At 71.1% G+C, this 18,338-nt stretch carries 13 protein-coding genes; all 13 read left to right on the top strand.

All coding sequences use genetic code 11. The features are described 5' to 3' along the window. Window positions 1–146 precede the first annotated feature (146 nt). The 13 genes from ACFVUT_RS10985 (at window position 147) to ACFVUT_RS10925 (ending at window position 18,310) form a co-directional block, all read left to right on the top strand. Window positions 147–1,214, top strand: coding sequence for a mechanosensitive ion channel family protein (locus ACFVUT_RS10985; protein WP_389645316.1), 1,068 nt, complete (start codon window positions 147–149; stop codon window positions 1,212–1,214). A 329-nt stretch (window positions 1,215–1,543) separates the two neighbouring features. After that, entirely contained in the window at window positions 1,544–2,767 is a 1,224-nt protein-coding gene (locus ACFVUT_RS10980; protein ID WP_389645313.1) for an ROK family protein, read from the top strand. A gap of 158 nt (window positions 2,768–2,925) precedes the next feature. Next, entirely contained in the window at window positions 2,926–4,263 is a 1,338-nt protein-coding gene (locus ACFVUT_RS10975; protein WP_389645310.1) for an ABC transporter substrate-binding protein, read from the top strand. A 7-nt stretch (window positions 4,264–4,270) separates the two neighbouring features. After that, window positions 4,271–5,212: a carbohydrate ABC transporter permease gene (locus tag ACFVUT_RS10970; protein WP_389645307.1), complete on the top strand. Its 942-nt coding sequence runs from the start codon at window positions 4,271–4,273 to the stop codon at window positions 5,210–5,212. Between the two features lies 1 nt (window position 5,213). Beyond that, a complete protein-coding gene (locus ACFVUT_RS10965) occupies window positions 5,214–6,116 on the top strand; it encodes a carbohydrate ABC transporter permease (protein WP_389645304.1) in 903 nt (300 codons plus the stop codon). Between the two features lies 1 nt (window position 6,117). Continuing rightward, on the top strand, window positions 6,118–7,383 hold the full coding sequence (locus ACFVUT_RS10960) for a 6-phospho-beta-glucosidase (RefSeq protein WP_389645301.1): 1,266 nt from the start codon (window positions 6,118–6,120) through the stop codon (window positions 7,381–7,383). After that, on the top strand, window positions 7,374–8,348 hold the full coding sequence (locus ACFVUT_RS10955) for an N-acetylglucosamine kinase (protein WP_389645298.1): 975 nt from the start codon (window positions 7,374–7,376) through the stop codon (window positions 8,346–8,348). Before ACFVUT_RS10960 ends, ACFVUT_RS10955 begins: the two co-directional genes overlap by 10 nt. Before the next feature lie 373 nt (window positions 8,349–8,721). Then, complete coding sequence (locus ACFVUT_RS10950; RefSeq protein ID WP_389645296.1) at window positions 8,722–10,113, top strand: hypothetical protein; 1,392 nt, start codon at window positions 8,722–8,724, stop codon at window positions 10,111–10,113. Window positions 10,114–10,124: 11 nt separating this feature from the next. Beyond that, on the top strand, window positions 10,125–11,183 hold the full coding sequence (locus tag ACFVUT_RS10945; RefSeq protein WP_389645293.1) for a glutamate ABC transporter substrate-binding protein: 1,059 nt from the start codon (window positions 10,125–10,127) through the stop codon (window positions 11,181–11,183). Window positions 11,184–11,285: 102 nt separating this feature from the next. Beyond that, the gene (locus tag ACFVUT_RS10940; RefSeq protein WP_389645290.1) at window positions 11,286–12,611 is read left to right on the top strand and encodes a hypothetical protein; all 1,326 of its coding nucleotides are present in this window, start codon (window positions 11,286–11,288) and stop codon (window positions 12,609–12,611) included. A 61-nt stretch (window positions 12,612–12,672) separates the two neighbouring features. Further along, window positions 12,673–15,444: a tetratricopeptide repeat protein gene (locus ACFVUT_RS10935; RefSeq protein WP_389645287.1), complete on the top strand. Its 2,772-nt coding sequence runs from the start codon at window positions 12,673–12,675 to the stop codon at window positions 15,442–15,444. Beyond that, window positions 15,441–16,793 carry a protein phosphatase 2C domain-containing protein gene (locus ACFVUT_RS10930; RefSeq protein ID WP_389645284.1) on the top strand — a complete coding sequence of 451 codons (1,353 nt, stop codon included), beginning with the start codon at window positions 15,441–15,443 and terminating at the stop codon, window positions 16,791–16,793. Before ACFVUT_RS10935 ends, ACFVUT_RS10930 begins: the two co-directional genes overlap by 4 nt. A gap of 158 nt (window positions 16,794–16,951) precedes the next feature. Beyond that, entirely contained in the window at window positions 16,952–18,310 is a 1,359-nt protein-coding gene (locus tag ACFVUT_RS10925) for a VWA domain-containing protein (RefSeq protein ID WP_389645281.1), read from the top strand. The last annotated feature ends 28 nt before the right edge of the window (window positions 18,311–18,338 follow it).

Genomic DNA, 18,338 nt, shown 5'->3' with positions numbered 1-18,338 from the left:
CGCTGCGGCCCCACCCCATGTGCGATCCGCCACATACGCCCTCCGCATCCCGCGTGAGACAGGTCTCTCCCCGGTCACAAGAAGGGAACACTCCGGATACCCCGTTAGTGTGGTTGGTCTGCTGTCGTCCGTCTGGAGGTTCCGTCGTGCTCCCGTCCGCCCTGTTGGCCGCAGCCACGTCACCCGGGCCCGGTGGCTCGCTGGACGAGGCCGCCGAGCAGGCCGGCAACGCCGCGGGCTGGGTGGAGGAGAACTGGTCCACCTGGCTGAGCACCGGTCTGCGCATCATGCTCATCGCCGCGATCGCGGTCGTGTTGCGCATCGCGATCCGCCGTGCCCTCACCAAGCTCATCGACCGGATGAACCGCAGCGCGCAGGCGGTGGAGGGCACCGCGCTGGGCGGGCTGCTGGTCAACGCGGAACGCCGCCGTCAGCGCTCCGAGGCGATCGGTTCCGTGCTCCGCTCGGTCGCCTCGTTCCTGATTCTCGGTACGGCCGCGCTGATGATCCTGGGCGCGTTCAAGATCAACCTGGCCCCGCTGCTGGCCTCCGCCGGTGTGGCCGGTGTCGCGCTCGGCTTCGGTGCGCGCAACCTGGTCACCGACTTCCTCTCCGGTGTCTTCATGATCCTGGAGGACCAGTACGGCGTGGGCGACACCATCGACGCGGGCGTGGCCTCCGGCGAGGTCATCGAGGTCGGTCTGCGGGTCACCAAGCTGCGCGGCGACAACGGTGAGATCTGGTACGTCCGCAACGGCGAGGTGAAGAGGATCGGCAACCTCAGCCAGGGCTGGTCGACGGCCGGTGTCGATGTGGCGGTGCGCCCCACGGAGGATCTGGAGACGATCCGTACGGTGATCTCCGACGCCACCGCGGAGATGGCCAAGGAGGAGCCGTGGAGCGAGCGGCTGTGGGGCCCGGTGGAGATCCTGGGCCTGGACTCCGTGCTCCTGGACTCGATGACGGTCCGGGTGACCGCGAAGACGATGCCGGGCAAGGCGCTGAGCGTGGAGCGCGAGCTGCGCTGGCGGATCAAGCGGGCCTTCGACGAGGCGGACATCCGCATGGTCGCCGGCGTCCCCGCCCAGGCGGACGAGCCCTCCGCGGCCGACCCGACGGCCGGCATGGCCGCGCCGTCCGCGTACGCGTCGACGACCTCGCCGCAGTCACTGGCCGCGACGCCGATCAACCCGCCGCCGAACATGTCGAAGTAGGACCCGCCCGTACGTGTGAGGGGCGTCCCGCAGCACCTGCGGGGCGCCCCTCACACGTACGCGGACTTCGGTCACCCCGGCCGGCCCCGCGTCCGGCTCCGCGTCCGGTTCCGGGACACCCCTCACGCGCACACGGGTCGCCGCGGCCTCAACTCGGTTCCCCGGCGGTGTGGTTCGTGAGGTGCGACCGAGGATCCCCGCGTCCCGCGAACGCCTCGGATAACGCTTTGGTTGCCACCGCGGTGGAGCCCATTGACGCCCCGGCGACAGCGCCATACCGTCCTCTCACCGAATAGGAAACTTTCCTAACAGAGGCGGGTGCAGCGCTCATGGCCGGAACCACACCCGGAACCCCCCGCGTTCTGCGAGCCATGAACGACCGGGCCGCCCTCGATCTGCTGCTGGAGCACGGACCTCTCTCCCGCACGCGGATCGGGAAGCTGACGGGCCTCTCCAAGCCCACCGCGTCGCAGCTCCTCGCGCGGCTGGAGGCCGCCGGGCTGGTCGTCGCGACCGGGACCGCGGCCGGGCGGCCGGGGCCCAATGCCCAGCTGTACGCGGTGAACGCGCGGGCAGCGCATGTCGCGGGACTGGATGTGAACGCCCACCGGATCGTCGCCGCCGTCGCCGATGTGACCGGTGAGACGGTCGGGGAGTTCGAGCTGCGCACCCCGGGGCGGCGGGCCGACTCCGTGGTGCGGCAGGTGGCGCAGGCGCTGGACGGCGCGGTCAAGGACGCCGGGCTCACCCGTGCCGAGGTGCACCGCGTGGTCATCGGCACCCCGGGCGCCTTCGACCCCGGCACCGGGCGGCTGCGGTACGCCTCGCACCTGCCCGGCTGGCACTCCCCCACCCTGCTGGAGGAGCTGGCCGCGTTCCTGCCGATGCCGGTCGAGTACGAGAACGACGTGAACCTGGTCGCGGTGGCCGAACAACGGCTCGGCGCGGCGCGCGGTCACGACGACTTCGTCCTGCTGTGGAACGAGGAGGGGCTCGGTGCCGCCCTCGTCATCAACGGACGGCTGCACCGCGGCTTCACCGGTGGTGCCGGGGAGGTCGGCTTCCTGCCGGTGCCCGGCGCCCCGCTGGTCCGCCAGGTCACCAAGGCGAACGCGGGCGGCTTCCAGGAACTGGCGGGCGCGCAGGTGCTGTCCCGGCTGGCCCGTGAGCTGGGCATCGACGACGAACCGGCCCGCGGCTCCGGCACCCACCACGAGGTCGCCGCCCGTCTGGTGGCGCGCGCCGCCGGGGCCGCGGAGTCGGGCGAGGACGGCCCGTACCTGCGGCTCCTGGATCTGTTCGCCACCGGACTCGCGACCGGTCTCGCCTCCATGGTCGCCGTGCTCGATCCCGAACTCGTCGTGCTGTCCGGTGAGTTGATCGCGGCAGGCGGAGAACCGCTCCGCAGCCGGGTGCAGTCCGAACTCGTCGAACTGGCGGCCTCCCGGCCCCGCCTGATCGCCGGTGAGGTGACCCACCGACCCGTTCTGCGCGGCGCGCTGGAGAGCGCACTCGCCACCACGCGTGACGAGGTCTTCGACACCTCGCGCTGACCGCTGTCCCGCGCCCCGCCCCTTCCTCCTTTCCTCCTTTCCTCCTTTCCTCCTTTACGCCCTCCTCTTCTTCTCGCCCTTCCCTCCCCCTGCCCTCTCCCTCCCTTCTTCGCGCACCGCCTTTCCCTTGTCCCCTTCCTTCATCGGGAGTCACCGCCATGTCCGGAAACCGCCGGAAGTCGGCCGTCGCGCTCGCCGCGACCGCCGCGATATCGCTGTTCGCCTCGGCCTGTACGGGTCAGAGCAACTCCGGTGCCAGTGATGACGCGTCCAAGAAGACGACCCTCACCTTCTGGCACGGCTGGAGCGCCCCGAACGAGGTCAAGGGCATTCAGGCCACGATCGACGCCTTCCAGAAGGCGCACCCCAACATCCATGTGAAGGTCGTCGGAAACATGACCGACGACAAGATCAACCAGGCGCTGCGGGCGGGCGGTTCGACGGCGCCGGACGTCGTCTCCTCGTTCACCACGAACAATGTCGGCAAGTTCTGCTCGTCGAAGGCGTTCGTCGACCTGAACCCCTTCCTGAAGAAGGACGGCATCGATGCGGACACGACCTTCCCGAAGGCGATGAACGAGTACACGCAGTTCAACGGTGTGCGCTGCACCGTTCCGCTGCTCGGTGACGCGTACGGGCTCTACTACAACAAGGACGCGTTCAAGGCCGCCGGAATCGCGAACCCGCCGAAGACCTGGTCGGAGTTGGCTGCGGACGCCAAGAAGCTGACGAAGACCAAGGGCAACTCGTACGAGCAGCTCGGCTTCATGCCGAACTACCACGGCTACGAGTCGACGACCGATCACTACCTCGGCAGCTGGAACCCGACGTACTTCGACGCGGACGGCACGTCGAACATCGCCGAGGACCCGGCGTTCGCCGCCATGCTCACCGCCCAGAAGAAGCTCGTCGACGACCTCGGCGGGTACGCGAAGCTGGAGAAGTACCGTACGGCGTTCGGCGACGAATGGGGCGCCAAGCACCCGTTCCACACCGGCCAGGTGGCGATGCAGCTGGACGGCGAGTGGCGGCTCGGGATGGCCGAGGAGACCGACCCCGGGTTCGAGATCGGGGTCGCGCCGATGCCCGTCGCCGACGACGAGGCCGACACGTACGGCAAGGGCTATCTGACCGGCACGATCGCCGGTATCGCCGCCACCTCGCAGAAGCAGAACGCGGCCTGGGAGCTGGTGAAGTTCATGACGACCGACACCGACGCGGTGGTCGACTTCGCCAATGCCATCCACAACGTGCCGTCCACACTGGACGCGCTGAAGTCGCCGAAGCTGACGTACGACCCGCGGTTCAAGACGTTCCTGGACATCGCCGCGAATCCGGACAGCACCACCACCCCGCCGTCGGTGAACGGCGGCGCGTACCTGGTGTCCCTGCAGAATCTCGGATTCGACATCGAGAAGGGCAAGCAGACGGACATCAAGGCCGGTCTGGAGAAGACCGCCAAGGAAATCGACGCGGCGATCGCCCAGGCGAAGTAGTACCGCGATGAGTACGTACACACTCCGTGCGAAGCGCAGAAGAACGGCACTGCGGACGGCGGCCTTCATGTCGCCGTGGCTGATCGGGTTCAGCGTCTTCTTCGCCTACCCGCTGATCTCCACGCTCTATTTCTCCTTCACCCACTACGACGGCTTCGCGGCCCCCGAGTTCAACGGGCTGAAGAACTGGTCGTACGTCTTCCACGACTACCCACTGTTCTGGCCCGCGCTGCGCAACACGCTCTGGCTGGTCGTGGTCATGGTGACCTGCCGGGTGGTGTTCGGCCTCGGTGTCGGGCTGCTGATCACCCGGATCAGGACGGGGGCCGGAGTCTTCCGCACCCTGTTCTACCTGCCGTATCTCGCCCCGCCGGTCGCGGCGACCCTCGGCTTCGTCTTCCTGCTCAACCCGGGTACGGGGCCGGCCAATTCGCTCCTCGGCGCGCTGGACCTGCCCACGCCGGGCTGGTTCACCGACGCCGCCTGGTCCAAGCCCGCGCTGACCGCGCTCGCGGTGTGGGGGGTGGGCGACCTGATGGTGATCTTCATGGCCGCGCTGCTCGACGTACCGAAGGAGCAGTACGAGGCGGCGGAACTGGACGGGGCGACCGCGTTCCAGCGATTCCGCTTCGTCACCCTGCCGAACGTCTCGCCGATCATCCTGTTCGCCGTGGTCACCGGGATCATCCAGACGATGCAGTACTACACCCAGCCGCTCGTGGCCGGAAAGGTCGCCTCGGGTGTGATGGGCGGCTCCGGGCAGCAGTTCGAACCGGGCTATCCCGACAAGTCGACACTGACACTGCCGCAGCTCGTCTACAACCTCGGCTTCCAGCGCTTCGACTACGGCTCCGCCTGCGTGGTCGCGCTCGTTCTCTTCGTCCTCGCGATGGCCTTCACCGCACTGCTGATGCGGCGCCGCAGCGGGCTGATCCAGGCAGGTGAATGACGTGCCGCAGGCGCTCGACACCCTCAAGGCGGCCGGCCCCGCAGCCGGCCCGGCCACCCCGGCCGCGCGCACGGCACGCCGCAGGGCGCTGCTGAACTGGATCGCCGTGCACACGCTCGGCGTCGCCGCCGCGCTCTTCTTCGTGCTGCCGTTCGTCTTCCTCGTACTCACCTCGCTGATGAGCGACCAGCAGGCGCTGACCCGCGACCTGTGGCCGCACCCCTTCGAGTGGAGCAACTACCGGAAGGTGTTCGACACCCCGGGCTTCCTGACCTGGTGGCGGAACACCCTGCTCTACGCGGGGCTCGGCACCGTCCTCACGGTCGTGTCGTCGCTGCCCGTCGCGTACGCGCTCGCCAAGTTCCGCTTCCGCGGGCGGCACCTCTCACTGATGCTCGTCATCTCGATGATGATGCTGCCGCCGCAGGTCGTCGTCATCCCGATGTACCTGTTCTGGGCGAAGCAGCTGGACCTGTCCGGCACGCTCTGGCCGCTGATCGTCCCGATGGCCTTCGGTGACGCGTTCTCCATCTTCCTGCTGCGGCAGTTCCTGCTGACCATCCCGAACGAGTACCTCGACGCGGCCAAGGTCGACGGCTGCGGCGAACTGCGCACCCTGCTGAAGGTCGTCGTGCCGATGGCCAGGCCGGGCATCGCCGCCGTCGCCCTCTTCCAGTTCTTCTACGCCTGGAACGACTACTTCGGCCCGCAGATCTACGCCTCGGAGAACCCGGCCGCCTGGACGCTCAGTTACGGCCTGGAATCCTTCAAGGGCGCACACCACACCGACTGGAACCTGACCATGGCCGCGACCGTCCTGGTCATGGCCCCCGTGATCCTCGTCTTCTTCTTCGCCCAGAAGGCGTTTGTCGAGGGCGTCACACTGACCGGAGTAAAGGGCTGACATGAAGCTCGCAGTAGTGGGTGGCGGGTCCACCTACACACCCGAACTGATCGACGGCTTCGCCCGGCTGCGGGACACGCTGCCCATCGAGGAGCTGGTGCTCATCGACCCGGCGGCCGACCGTCTCGCACTCGTCGGCGGCCTCGCCCGGCGGATCTTCGCCAAGCAGGGCCACCCGGGCCGGATCGTCACCACCGCGGACCTCGACGCGGGCGTCGCCGACGCCGACGCGGTCCTGCTCCAGCTGCGCGTCGGCGGCCAGGCCGCCCGCAACCAGGACGAGACCTGGCCGCTGGAGTGCGGCTGCGTCGGCCAGGAGACCACCGGGGCCGGCGGCCTCGCCAAGGCACTGCGCACCGTCCCCGTCGTCCTGGACATCGCCGAGCGGGTCCGCCGCACCAACCCGAACGCCTGGATCATCGACTTCACCAACCCGGTCGGCATCGTCACCCGGGCCCTGCTCCAGGCCGGGCACAAGGCCGTCGGCCTGTGCAACGTGGCGATCGGCTTCCAGCGGAAGTTCGCCCGGCTCCTCGACGTCACCCCCGGCGAGGTGCACCTCGACCACGTCGGGCTCAACCACCTGACCTGGGAGCTCGGGGTGCGCCTCGGCGGCCCGGACGGCGAGAACGTCCTGCCGAGGCTGCTCGCCGAGCACGGTGACACGATCGCGGACGACCTGCGCCTGCCCCGCGCGGTCGTCGACCGCCTCGGCGTCGTCCCCTCGTACTACCTGCGGTACTTCTACACGCACGACGAAGTCGTACGGGAACTCGGCACCAAGCCGTCCCGGGCGGCCGAGGTGGCCGCCATGGAGAAGGAACTCCTCGCCCTGTACGGCGACCCGGCGCTGGACGAGAAGCCCGCGCTGCTCGCCAAGCGCGGCGGCGCCTTCTACTCGGAGGCGGCCGTGGACCTGGCGTCCTCGCTGCTGGGCTCGGGCGGCTCGGCGGTGCAGGTGGTCAACACGTACAACAGGGGCACGCTGCCGTTCCTGCCGGACGACGCGGTGATCGAGGTGCAGGCCCGGGTCGACGGCACGGGGGCGACGCCGCTCCCCGTGCCGGAGCTGGACCCGCTGTACGCGGGGCTGGTCGCGCACGTGACGGCGTACGAGGACCTCGCGCTGGAGGCCGCGCTGCGCGGCGGCCGGGACCGGGTCTTCAAGGCACTGCTCGCACACCCGCTGACCGGTCAGATCGCGTACGCCGAGGCGCTCACCGACAAGCTGATCGCGCACAACCGGGAGCACCTCCCGTGGGCGTGAACGCTTCGGTCCTCGCCATCGACGCGGGAAACAGCAAGACCGACGTGGCGCTGATCGGTGCGGACGGAACAGTGCTGTCGACCGCCCGGGGCGGTGGTTTCCAGCCACCCGTCGTGGGCGTCGAGGCGGCCGTGGACATGCTCGGCGCGGCCGTCGGCCGGGCACTGGAGCTGTCCGGCGCACCGGACGGCCCCGTCACGCATGTGTCGGCCTGTCTCGCCAACGCCGACCTTCCGGTGGAGGAGGAGCAGTTGGCGGCGGCGCTGCGGGCCCGCGGCTGGGGTTCCACGGTCGCGGTGCGCAACGACACGTTCGCGATACTGCGCGCGGGGGTGGACGAGCCCCGGGGCGTGGCCGTGGTCTGCGGTGCGGGGATCAACTGTGTCGGCATGGTGCCGGACGGGCGTACCGCGCGCTTCCCCGCCATAGGCCGGATCTCCGGTGACTGGGGCGGCGGTTCCGGGCTCGCCGAGGAGGCCATGTGGTTCGCCTCGCGGTCCGAGGACGGCCGCGGTGAGCCGACCGAGCTGGCCCGCACACTGCCCGCGCACTTCGGGCTCGGCTCGATGTACGCGCTGATCGAGGAGCTGCATCTGGGCCGGATCGAGTCCGAGCGCCGGTACGAGCTGACTCCGGTGCTGTTCGCGACCGCGGCGGCCGGGGACGCGGTCGCGGGTGCGCTGGTGGACCGGCTGGCCGGGGAGGTCGTGACGATGGCGTCGGTCGCGCTGCGCAGGCTCGGTCTGCTGGACGAGGAGGCGCCGGTGGTGCTGGGCGGCGGCGTGCTGGCGGCCCGCCACCCGCGGCTCGACGACAGAATCGCCGAACTCCTCACGATACGTGCCCCGAAGGCGGTGGTCCGGGTCGTGACGGAACCTCCCGTCCTGGGGGCCGCGCTGCTGGGCCTGGACCACACCGGGGCGGCTGCCGGGGTGCACGCGAGGCTGCGTGCCCAGTACGGCTGAGGTCACCCGCGTGCCAGGGCGTGGCCGCCCGATCAGAGGTCACCCGGCAGACTCCGGGTCCGGACGGTCTCTCCCGGGGGGCGTCCCACGGTGCTCCCGCGCCGCAGGACGCCCCTCGCGCACGGGAACCGTTCAGTCGTCCCGGACGTGTTCACGGGTGGGGAGATCGGTCCGCTTCCGGGATTGGTCCGCCGATCGTCTTGATCGGCGGCTCCTGCCTTGATCGAATGCGGGTGAGGGCATCCGAGGACCGATGCGGCATCAGGCGTTCCTGGTGTGGATGCCGGTCCCTGCGGCCATACTTCTGGCCGGGCACCAGTCTCCCGATCGGCCGGGGGTCGGGCCACCGTCCGTAGACCGAGGGGGAGGTCGGGTGACATACCCGCCGAATGTACGTACGGCGCCGGAGCACGTACGGGCGCAGCCGCCCGTACCCGTGGCCGTACCCGCTCCGCCGGAGCGCGGTGCCTGGTCCGCGGCGACGCGACGGCTGCGGGCCTCGGCGACGACCGAACCGGGCAGGCTCCAGATCATCGGGGCCGTACTGGCCCTGCTCGTCGTCGCGTTCGGGGCCGTGACGGCCTTCGAGATCGCCGACCGGGAGGACGCGGCCCATGACGTGGTGAGCCGCAGTCAGCCGCTGAGCGCCGACGCGGCGAAGATCTACCGCTCGCTGGCCGATGCGGACACCTCGGCGGCGAGCGGCTTCCTGGCCGGAGCGCAGGAGCCCCGCGAGGTCCACGACCGGTACGACCGGGACATCAAGGAGGCGTCCCGGCTCCTGGTGAAGGCCGCGGCCAACACGGACACGTCGACCGCCTCCGGGCACGAGATCACCACGCTCAACGAGGAACTTCCCCGGTACACCGGCCTGATCGAGCGGGCCCGTGCCAACAACCGGCAGGGCCTGCCGCTGGGCGGCGCCTATCTCCGTTACGCGAACCAGAAGATGACCGACGTCCTGCTGCCGGCCGCGGAGCGGCTGTACGCGGCGGAGACGGGACGGCTCGGCCGGGACAGCGACGAGGCGAGGGCCTGGCCGTTCCTCTCCCTCGGACTCGGGGTCGTGGCACTTGCCGGTCTGATCTGGGCGCAGCGGCGCAACTACCGCAGGACCAACCGGGTCTTCAACCACGGCCTGCTCGTCGCGACCGCCGCGTCCACCGTGGTGCTGCTGTGGCTGGCGGTGGGGCACACGGTGGCGCGGTCCGAACTGCTGGACGCGGATGTGCACGGGCAGCAGTCCCTCGATGTCCTCAACCACGCACGGATCGATTCGCTGAAGGCCCGCGCCAATGAGAACCTCACTCTTGTCGCCCGCGGCGCGGTACTCACCCCGGACGGCAAGAACGACCAGTACGAGACCGAGTACAACACGGGCATGAAGGCCCTCGGCGAGGAGCTGGGGAAAGCCGGCAAGCTCGCCGACGACTCCCAGGGGAGCGGGCCGGTGGCGAACGCCGTCGAGGGTGTCTCCGAGTGGCGGGACCGCCACCGGACCGCCCGCACGACCGACGACAACGGCGACTACAAAGAGGCGCTGGAGCAGACCATCGGGGCGAAGGATTCGACGGGTGAGTCCTTCAACCGCGTGGACAAGGCCCTGGAGCAGGCGCTCGCGCACGAGCAGGACGAGTTCACCCTGGCCGCCAAGGCCGGGCGCGGGGCGCTGCGGGGGCTGTCGACCGGGGCCGCCGTGCTCGCCGCGCTGGGGGCCGTCGCCGCGGTCCTCGGAGTCAACCGCAGGCTCTCGGAGTACCGGTGAGAGGGGGAGCGATGACCAGGATGCGCACGGGCGTGAGGGCCGGGACGGGCTCTGGGTCCACCCGCGGCAGGCTGCGCGGCTGGGGCGGAGTGACGGGCATGGCCGTGGCCTGTGCGGTGACGGCGTCACTCACCCTGCTGCCGCTCTCCCACGGCGGCGCCGAAGCCTTCGTCGACGACGCCACGGGGCCGGGTGCGGCACGGGCGGTGCAGGCGCGGGCCGGCGACTGCACGGACCCTGAGGCGAGCCTGCCGCCGTCGAGTGCCGACGGCGCGACGATCGCGAAGATCAAGGCGCGCGGGAAGCTGATCGCGGGCGTCGACCAGAACAGCTTCAGCTGGGGGTACCTCAATCCGGCGAGCGGTGAGCTGGAAGGCTTCGACATCACTCTGGTGCGGGCCATCGCCAAGAACATCCTGGGCGACCCCGACGCGGTGATCTTCCGGGCCATCCCCACCAACCAGCGGATCGCCGCCCTGGAGAACGACAAGGTCGATGTCGTCGTCCGCACGATGACGATCAACTGCGCCCGGCTGGACCAGGTCTCCTTCTCCACGGCCTACTTCCAGGCCGGGCAGCAGGTCCTCGCGCCGAAGGACTCGTCGATCACCGGCTTCGACAAGTCCCTGGCCGGCAAGCGGGTCTGCACCGCCGAGGGCTCCACCGCGTACGAGGCGCTGGAGAAGCAGTCGTTCGGCTCGGTCTTCAAGGACGAGCACGACGGCGGCACGACGGACGAGGACCGGCTCACCGTCCCCAACCAGCTGGACTGCCTGGTGCGGTTGCAGCTGGGCGAGGTCGACGCGGTGGTCACGGACAACGCGCTGGCGGCGGGGCAGGCCGCCCAGGACCCGGCGGTCGAGCTGAAGGGCGCCCCGTTCACCACCGAGTACTACGGCGTGGCCGCGAAGCGCGGCGCCGACGACCTGGTGGCCCGGGTCAACCAGGTGCTGGTGGACTACCGCAGGGGTGGTGCGGACAGTCCCTGGATGGTGGCGTACCGGAAGTGGCTGGAGGCCGGACTGCCGGGGATAACGGCGCCGCCCGCCCCCAAGTACCGGAGCAACTAGCGCCGGACCGGCCAGGTGCGCGCGACGGCGCGTACCGGACCGGCGAGGCAGTGGCACTGATCCCGCCGGGTCCGTCCCGGCAGGAAGAGCGAGAGGTGATCGATGGGCGTCGCGGGCCCCTTCCCCGGCTATGCGGGGAGGACCCCCGGCCCGGTCATGGACCGGGACGAGGCGGACCGTGCGCTGGCCCGGCTGGGCGCGGAGCACGAGGCGATCGAGACCTCGCTCCTCGCCCTGCAGGACCACGCGGGCCGCCGGCTCCTGGAGGGCGCCGACCTGACCGGTGTCACGAAGGAACGCTGGGCCTCCACCGAGCAGTCGATCACGTTGCTGTGGGGATACTTCGACGCCTACGCGGGGGCGCTGGCCGAGGCCCGCTCGGTGCGGGCCCGCCGTCGCCACCCCAGCCGTGACGACCTGGCGGCCCTCACCGAACTGCTGCGCGGCCAGGGGGTCACCGTGGCGCACGCCGCCGGGCGTCCCGATCCGTCGATCACGGGCCCGGCCAAGCTCTCCGAGCGGTTCACGCTGGAGGAACTGGTCGCCCGGATGAACGACCTGTACGCCCGCTCGCTGGACATGGTCGTCGCCTCCGACTCCGTGTGGTCCGCGCTGCCCGCCCGGATAGATCTGCTCGCCGCCGAACTGCACCGCACCCGCTCCCTGGCGCACTCCGTCGGTGTGCGCCCCGGCGAGCACCCGGCGGGTGACGACCTGGAGGCGATCACCCAGGAACTGACCACGCTGCGGGTGCAGGTGATCTCCGATCCGCTCGCGTTCTGGCTGTCGGGCCCCGGGAGTTCGGCGCCGGGCGGCGGACGGCCCGACACGACGCGCTACGACCGGGCGGCCCGCGCCCTGGACGACGTACGCCGGGAGATCGAGGCGGTGCTCGCGGTCCGGCAGGACGCCGAGCAGCGTCTGGTCCACCTGCGGGACGTCCTCTCCCGCGCGGACCGCACCCTGACGGAGGCCCGCGCGGCACGCGGCGAGGTACTGGCGAAGATCGCCGCCTCCGAGGTGCCCGCGGTCAGCGGTCCGGCGACGGCGCTCCAGGAGCGGCTGGCCACCGCGTCGGAGTACCGCCGGCACGCCCAGTGGCACCGGCTCTCCCCGCTCCTGGAGACGCTGGAGCGGGAGGCCGAGGAGGAGTTGCTGCGGGCCCGCGAGTCGCTGACCGCGGTCACGGCTCCGCTGGCCGTGCGGGCGGAGCTGCGCGGCAGGCTCGACGCGTACAAGGCGAAGGTCGCCCGGCACGGGCTGGCCGAGGACCCCCTGCTGATCGAGCGGTACGACGCGGCGCGCAGGATGCTGTGGAGCGCGCCGTGCGATCTGCGGGTCGCCGCGCAGACGGTGTTGCGTTATCAGGAGGCGGCGGCCGAACTGCTGTCGCAGCGCCGGACCTCGGGACCGGAGGACCGGCTGTGAGTTCGGGTAGGCGCAAGGCGGAAGGGCCGCTGCGGCGGCGGGACGAGCAGGGGGACGGACCATGAGTACGCAGTGCCAGCGCCCCACGTGCGAGGGCGCCTACGAGGACGTGGGCGACGGTGAGCTGTACTGCGACACCTGCGGTCTGGCGCCGGTCGTCTCGCCGACGGGCATGGTGAGTTCACCGCCGACCGGGATCGCGGGCGGCGGCGCGCACGGCACGGGCAGTCGGGGCAGCAGCAGTAGTTCGCGGGCCTCGTCCCGGGCGTCCTCACGCGCCTCGTCACGCTCGTCGACCTCGCGCCGCTCCGTCTCGGGGCGACTGTCGCGCTCGCTGTCCAGTGGCACCACGTCCCGTCCGGTGTCGGTGCGTTCCTCCGGTTCGTCCACGGGCATGTCCGGCCGGGGCAGGCTGGGCGCGGGCCTGGTGCAGGTGCCGGACGTGCCGCGTCACGACCCGCGCTCCGCGGTGATGGAGAACCCGGAGGTGCCGGAGCGGAAGCGGTTCTGTTCGCGTTCGGACTGCGGGGCTCCCGTGGGCCGGTCCCGCGGCGGCCGGACGGGCCGCACGGAAGGGTTCTGCACGAAGTGCGGCCACCCGTACTCCTTCGTGCCCAAGCTCCGTGAGGGCGACATCGTGCACGGCCAGTACGAGGTCGCCGGCTGTCTGGCGCACGGCGGGCTCGGCTGGGTCTATCTCGCGGTCGACCGTGCGGTGTCCGACCGCTGGGTGGTCCTCAAGGGCCTGCTCGACACGGGCGACCAGGACGCCATGGCGGCGGCCATCTCGGAGCGCCGCTTCCTCGCCGAGATCGAGCACTCCAACATCGTCCGGATCTACAACTTCGTCGAGCATCTCGACCAGCGCACCGGCTCGCTCGACGGCTACATCGTGATGGAGTACGTCGGCGGCAAGTCGCTCAAGGAAATCGCGAACGACCGCCGTACCCCGGCCGGGAAACGTGATCCGCTGCCGGTCGAGCAGGCGTGCGCGTACGGCATCGAGGCGCTGGAGGCGCTCGGCCATCTGCACAGCCGCAACCTGCTGTACTGCGACTTCAAGGTCGACAACGCGATACAGACCGAGGACCAGCTGAAACTCATCGACATGGGCGCGGTGCGCCGCATGGACGACGACGAGTCGGCCATCTACGGCACGGTCGGGTACCAGGCGCCGGAGGTCGCGGAGGTCGGCCCTTCGGTCGCCTCGGATCTGTACACGGTCGCGCGGACGCTCGCGGTGCTCACCTTCGACTTCCAGGGCTACACCAACGTCTTCGTCGACTCGCTGCCGGACCCGGACAACATCGAGGTGTTCCGGACCTACGAGTCGTTCTACCGGCTGCTGGTGCGGGCCACCGATCCGGACCCGGCCCGGCGGTTCGCCTCGGCGGCGGAGATGGCGGAGCAGCTGACCGGTGTGCTGCGCGAGGTGGTGTCGCTGCAGACGGGGCGTCCGCGCCCGGCGCTGTCGACGCTGTTCGGTACGGAAGTGCGGGTCACGGACACGCAGTTGTTCGCCGAGCTGACGGACGACGTGTCGCGGCTGGGCGCGCGGGTCGCCGCCGGGGCGCCGTCGGGCCGCTCCGGTCGGCGGGGCAGCGAGGCGGCGACCGGTGCCGCTCCGGCTGCTGTGCCGCCCGGCGCGCTGCCGTCGACCGTTCCGCTCGCGCCCGGGTACACCGCGGCGGGTGCCGGTCCGCCGACCGCGCCGCTCACGCACGCACGGGCGGTCGAGGGTGCGGGCCCCGGGAGCGGCGAGGCCCCGTACGCGCGGAACCAGGTCGCGATTCCGGGCCCCCGTGTCCCGGCCGCCGGTCCCGGCGTGCCGTCGTCGGGGCCGTACGCCGCACACGGTCTCCGGCCGGCCGGTCCGGACGCGCGGGCCGCCTCGCTCGCGCTGCCCGTGCCCCGGGTCGACGTGAGCGATCCCAACGCGGGCTTCCTCGCGGGGCTGATGACCACGGCCCCCGCTGAACTGATCGCCGCACTGAACGCCGCCCCCGCGGCATCGCTGGAGACCCGGCTGCGCGAGCTGCGGGCCCGTCTGGAAACGCACGAGCTCGGCGCGGCGGGGCAGACCCTGACGGCGCTGGAGGCGGCGCATCCGGACGACTGGCGGGTCGTCTGGTACCGCGGTGTCGCCTCGCTGGTGACCGGCGACCACGAGAACGCGGCGCTCTCCTTCGACGCGGTGTACGACGCGTTCCCCGGCGAACCCGCGCCCAAGCTGGCACTGGGCATCTGTGCGGAGGTCCTGGGCCAGTTGGACAACGCCGCCGAGTACTACCGCCTGGTGTGGCGGACCGACCAGAGCTTCGTCAGCGCAGCCTTCGGCCTGGCCCGGGTGCAGATCGCGGCCGGGGACCGGACCGGTGCCGTCGCGACACTGGAGTCGGTGCCGGAGGCGTCGATCCACTACACCGCGGCGCGGGTCGCGGCGGTGCGGGCCCGGCTGCGTGAACGGTCTCCGGACGAAGCACTGATCGCCGATCTGACGGCCGCGGCCGACCAGGTCTCGCGGCTGGCCGGTTTCGGGCTGGACGCGGTGCGCCGCGAGCAGTTGTCGACCGAGGTGCTGGGTGTGGCACTCGACTGGGTGCTCTCCGGCGGCCCGACGGCACCGTCCCCGGCTGCGGGGGCGCACGCCTCCGCCGGGTCGCAGGGGCCTGCCGGGCCGAGAACACTGCTCGGCAGTGAGGTGGACGAGCGCGGCCTGCGTTTCGGGCTGGAGCGTTCGTACCGGATACTCGCCCGGCTTGCGGAGCCCGGCGACGAGAGGATCGAACTGGTGGAGCGGGCCAACCGTTTCCGCCCCCGGACGTGGGTGTGAAAATGTCGCAGAAGCCCCAGGAGTCGGCCTTGTCGAGGTGCCCCGGCTGCACGGAACCGCTGGAGCCGGGGGACCTGTTCTGCGGTGCGTGCGGGTACGACCTGTCGGCCGTACCCGAACCGCCGCAGGACCACCCGACGATCGCACTGGCCGTGCCGGCGGAGAACCACGCGGCGCCCGCCCGCACTCCGGCGGGGCGCCCGGAAGGGGCCCGGTCCGACGGGCCGGCCGGATCCGGTGACTTCGAGCTGCCCGCTCCCGGCGTCGCCTCGCCGGGGACCGCTTCCGGGAGCGGTCCCGGGGTCACGCGCCGGACCGCCGCGTCCGCGCCGTCCACACCGTCCGGCGACGCGACCGCGGCGGCGCCCGACCCCCGTACCCCCGCCGTGGAGCTGCCCTCCACACCACCGGCCGGTACCAAACTGTGCGTGGCCTGCCGCGCCGGTCGTGTCGACACCGACGGCTACTGCGAGAACTGCGGTCACGCCCAGCCGCGCGAGCGCGACCACATGGAGCAGGAGCTCGGTTCGGTGGCCGCCGTCAGCGACCGGGGCCTGCGTCACCACCGCAACGAGGACGCGTTCGCGGTGTCGACCACGGCCCTGCCCGATGGTTCACCGGCCGTCGTCGCGATCGTCTGTGACGGCGTCTCGTCGGCGAGCCGCCCCGACGAGGCGTCGGCCGCCGCCGCGAGCACCGCCAACGAAGTGCTTCTGGAGTCGCTGCCGCGCGGCACCCATCCGCAGCAGGCGCTGCACGAGGCGATCGTCGCAGCCGCGGAGTCGGTCAACTCCCTGGCGGACGAGCCCGGTCGGGCCAGGGAGCACGACCTGCACCGCCATCAGAACGCGCCCGCGTGCACCCTTGTCGGCGCGGTGCTGGCGGGCGGCCTGCTGGTCGTCGGCTGGGTCGGCGACAGTCGCGTCTACTGGGTGCCGGACGACCGCACCCAGCCGCCCGCCCGGCTGACCGAGGACGACTCCTGGGCCGCGCAGATGGTCGCGGCGGGCCTGATGAGCGAGGCCGAGGCGTACGCGGACGAGCGCGCCCACGCGATCACGGGGTGGCTGGGCGCCGACGCGTACGAACTGGAGCCGCACACCGCGTCGTTCAAACCGGACCGCTCCGGTCTCGTGGTGGTGTGCACGGACGGTCTGTGGAACTACGCGGAGTCGGCGGCCGAGATGGCCGCGGCGGTGCCGGACGATGCGCGGCTGCGCCCGTTGCACGGCGCCCAGGTGCTGGTCGGTCATGCGCTCGACGGTGGGGGCCACGACAACGTAACAGTGGCTCTGCTGCCGTTCGCCGTGGCGCCGCAGGGGGCAGGATCGGCCTGCGGCACCACATGAGTCCCGTTCCGTAACGCTTAATTCCGTTTCTATCCGTCCACTCCTCCTGGCGCCTTCGTCACGCTCGCCCACGCCTGACCGCATTCAGCCGATTTCGCCCGCACTTCTGCCTCTCAGCTGTCTTCATCCGACACCTGGAGTCCCAAGGAGCCGATCAGATGGCCAACTTCTCCAAGTCGAACGTGCCGCAGTTCTCCGTCGAGGTGTACCAGAACGAGTATCTGCCGGAGGGCGGTCGCGAGGTCAACGCCATCGTCACGGTCACCTCGACCGGGGGCGGCACCACCGGTGGCATCCCGCTGTCCGGTGCGACCGCCTCGCCCGCGCACGTACCGGGGCAGGCGCCGCGAGCCGCCGTGGTGATCATGGTCGACTGCTCCGGCTCGATGGATTACCCGCCGACGAAGATGCGCAATGCCCGCGACGCGACGGCCGCGGCCATCGACACCCTCCGCGACGGCACCTCGTTCGCCGTGGTCGCGGGCACACACGTCGCCAAGGAGGTCTACCCGGGCAACGGAAGGCTCGCCATCGCCGACGCCCGGACCAAGGACCAGGCGAAGGGGGCTCTCCGGGCGCTCGGAGCAGGTGGCGGTACGGCGATCGGCACCTGGCTGCGGCTGACCGACCGGCTGCTCGGCGCCGCCGATGTGGAGATCCGGCACGGCATCCTGCTCACCGACGGCCGCAACGAGCACGAGTCGCCGGAGGATCTGCGGGCCGCGCTGGAATCCTGCGCGGGCCGCTTCACCTGTGATGCCCGGGGTGTCGGCACGGACTGGGAGGTGAAAGAGGTCACAGCCATAGCGTCCGCGCTGCTCGGCACGGCCGACATCGTGGCCGACCCGACGGGGCTGGCCGCGGACTTCACGCGGATGATGGAGGACGCGATGGGCAAGGAGGTCGCGGACGTCGCGCTGCGGCTCTGGACGCCCGTCGGGGCAGAGATCAAGTTCGTGAAGCAGGTCGCACCGACGGTCGCCGATCTGACCGGCCGCCGCACCGAGGCGGGTCCGCGCGCCGGCGACTACCCCACGGGTTCCTGGGGCGACGAGTCCCGCGACTACCACGTCTGCGTACAGGTGCCGGAGGCCGGGATCGGGCAGGAGATGCTGGCGTCCCGGGTCTCCCTGGTCCTCCCCGACCCGGCCGGCGGGACGCCGCAGACCCTGTCGCAGGGCCTGGTGCGGGCGGTGTGGACGGAGGACATGGCGTCGTCCACCTCGATCAACCCCCAGGTCGCGCACTACACGGGCCAGGCGGAACTGGCACAAGTCATCCAACAGGGTCTCGATGCCCGCAAGTCGGGAGACTTCGACGGCGCGACCGCGAAACTGGGCCGTGCGGTGCAGCTGGCGTCGGTGTCCGGGAACGAGGACACTGCGAAACTGCTTTCGAAGGTGGTGGACGTCGTCGATGCCGCGACCGGTACTGTGCGACTGAAGGCGAAGGTCGCGGAAGCCGATTCGATGACACTCGAAACACGCTCGACCAAGACCGTTCGCGTCAAGAGATGACCACACGGCCACACACCCGAGCCACCGG

It is taken from the genome of Streptomyces sp. NPDC058051 (genome assembly GCF_042885475.1).
Taxonomy (GTDB): Bacteria; Actinomycetota; Actinomycetes; order Streptomycetales; family Streptomycetaceae; genus Streptomyces.
The sequence above is the reverse complement of the archived record's forward strand: the minus strand, read 5'-3'. Positions and strand labels throughout refer to the sequence as shown.

Coding starts and splice junctions, on each gene's coding strand:
- ACFVUT_RS10925 (WP_389645281.1), top strand. CDS start 16,952: ATGGCCAACTTCTCCAAGTCGAACGTGCCGCAGTTCTCCGTCGAGGTG.
- ACFVUT_RS10940 (WP_389645290.1), top strand. CDS start 11,286: ATGGGCGTCGCGGGCCCCTTCCCCGGCTATGCGGGGAGGACCCCCGGC.
- ACFVUT_RS10975 (WP_389645310.1), top strand. CDS start 2,926: ATGTCCGGAAACCGCCGGAAGTCGGCCGTCGCGCTCGCCGCGACCGCC.
- ACFVUT_RS10980 (WP_389645313.1), top strand. CDS start 1,544: ATGGCCGGAACCACACCCGGAACCCCCCGCGTTCTGCGAGCCATGAAC.
- ACFVUT_RS10960 (WP_389645301.1), top strand. CDS start 6,118: ATGAAGCTCGCAGTAGTGGGTGGCGGGTCCACCTACACACCCGAACTG.
- ACFVUT_RS10970 (WP_389645307.1), top strand. CDS start 4,271: ATGAGTACGTACACACTCCGTGCGAAGCGCAGAAGAACGGCACTGCGG.
- ACFVUT_RS10945 (WP_389645293.1), top strand. CDS start 10,125: ATGACCAGGATGCGCACGGGCGTGAGGGCCGGGACGGGCTCTGGGTCC.
- ACFVUT_RS10935 (WP_389645287.1), top strand. CDS start 12,673: ATGAGTACGCAGTGCCAGCGCCCCACGTGCGAGGGCGCCTACGAGGAC.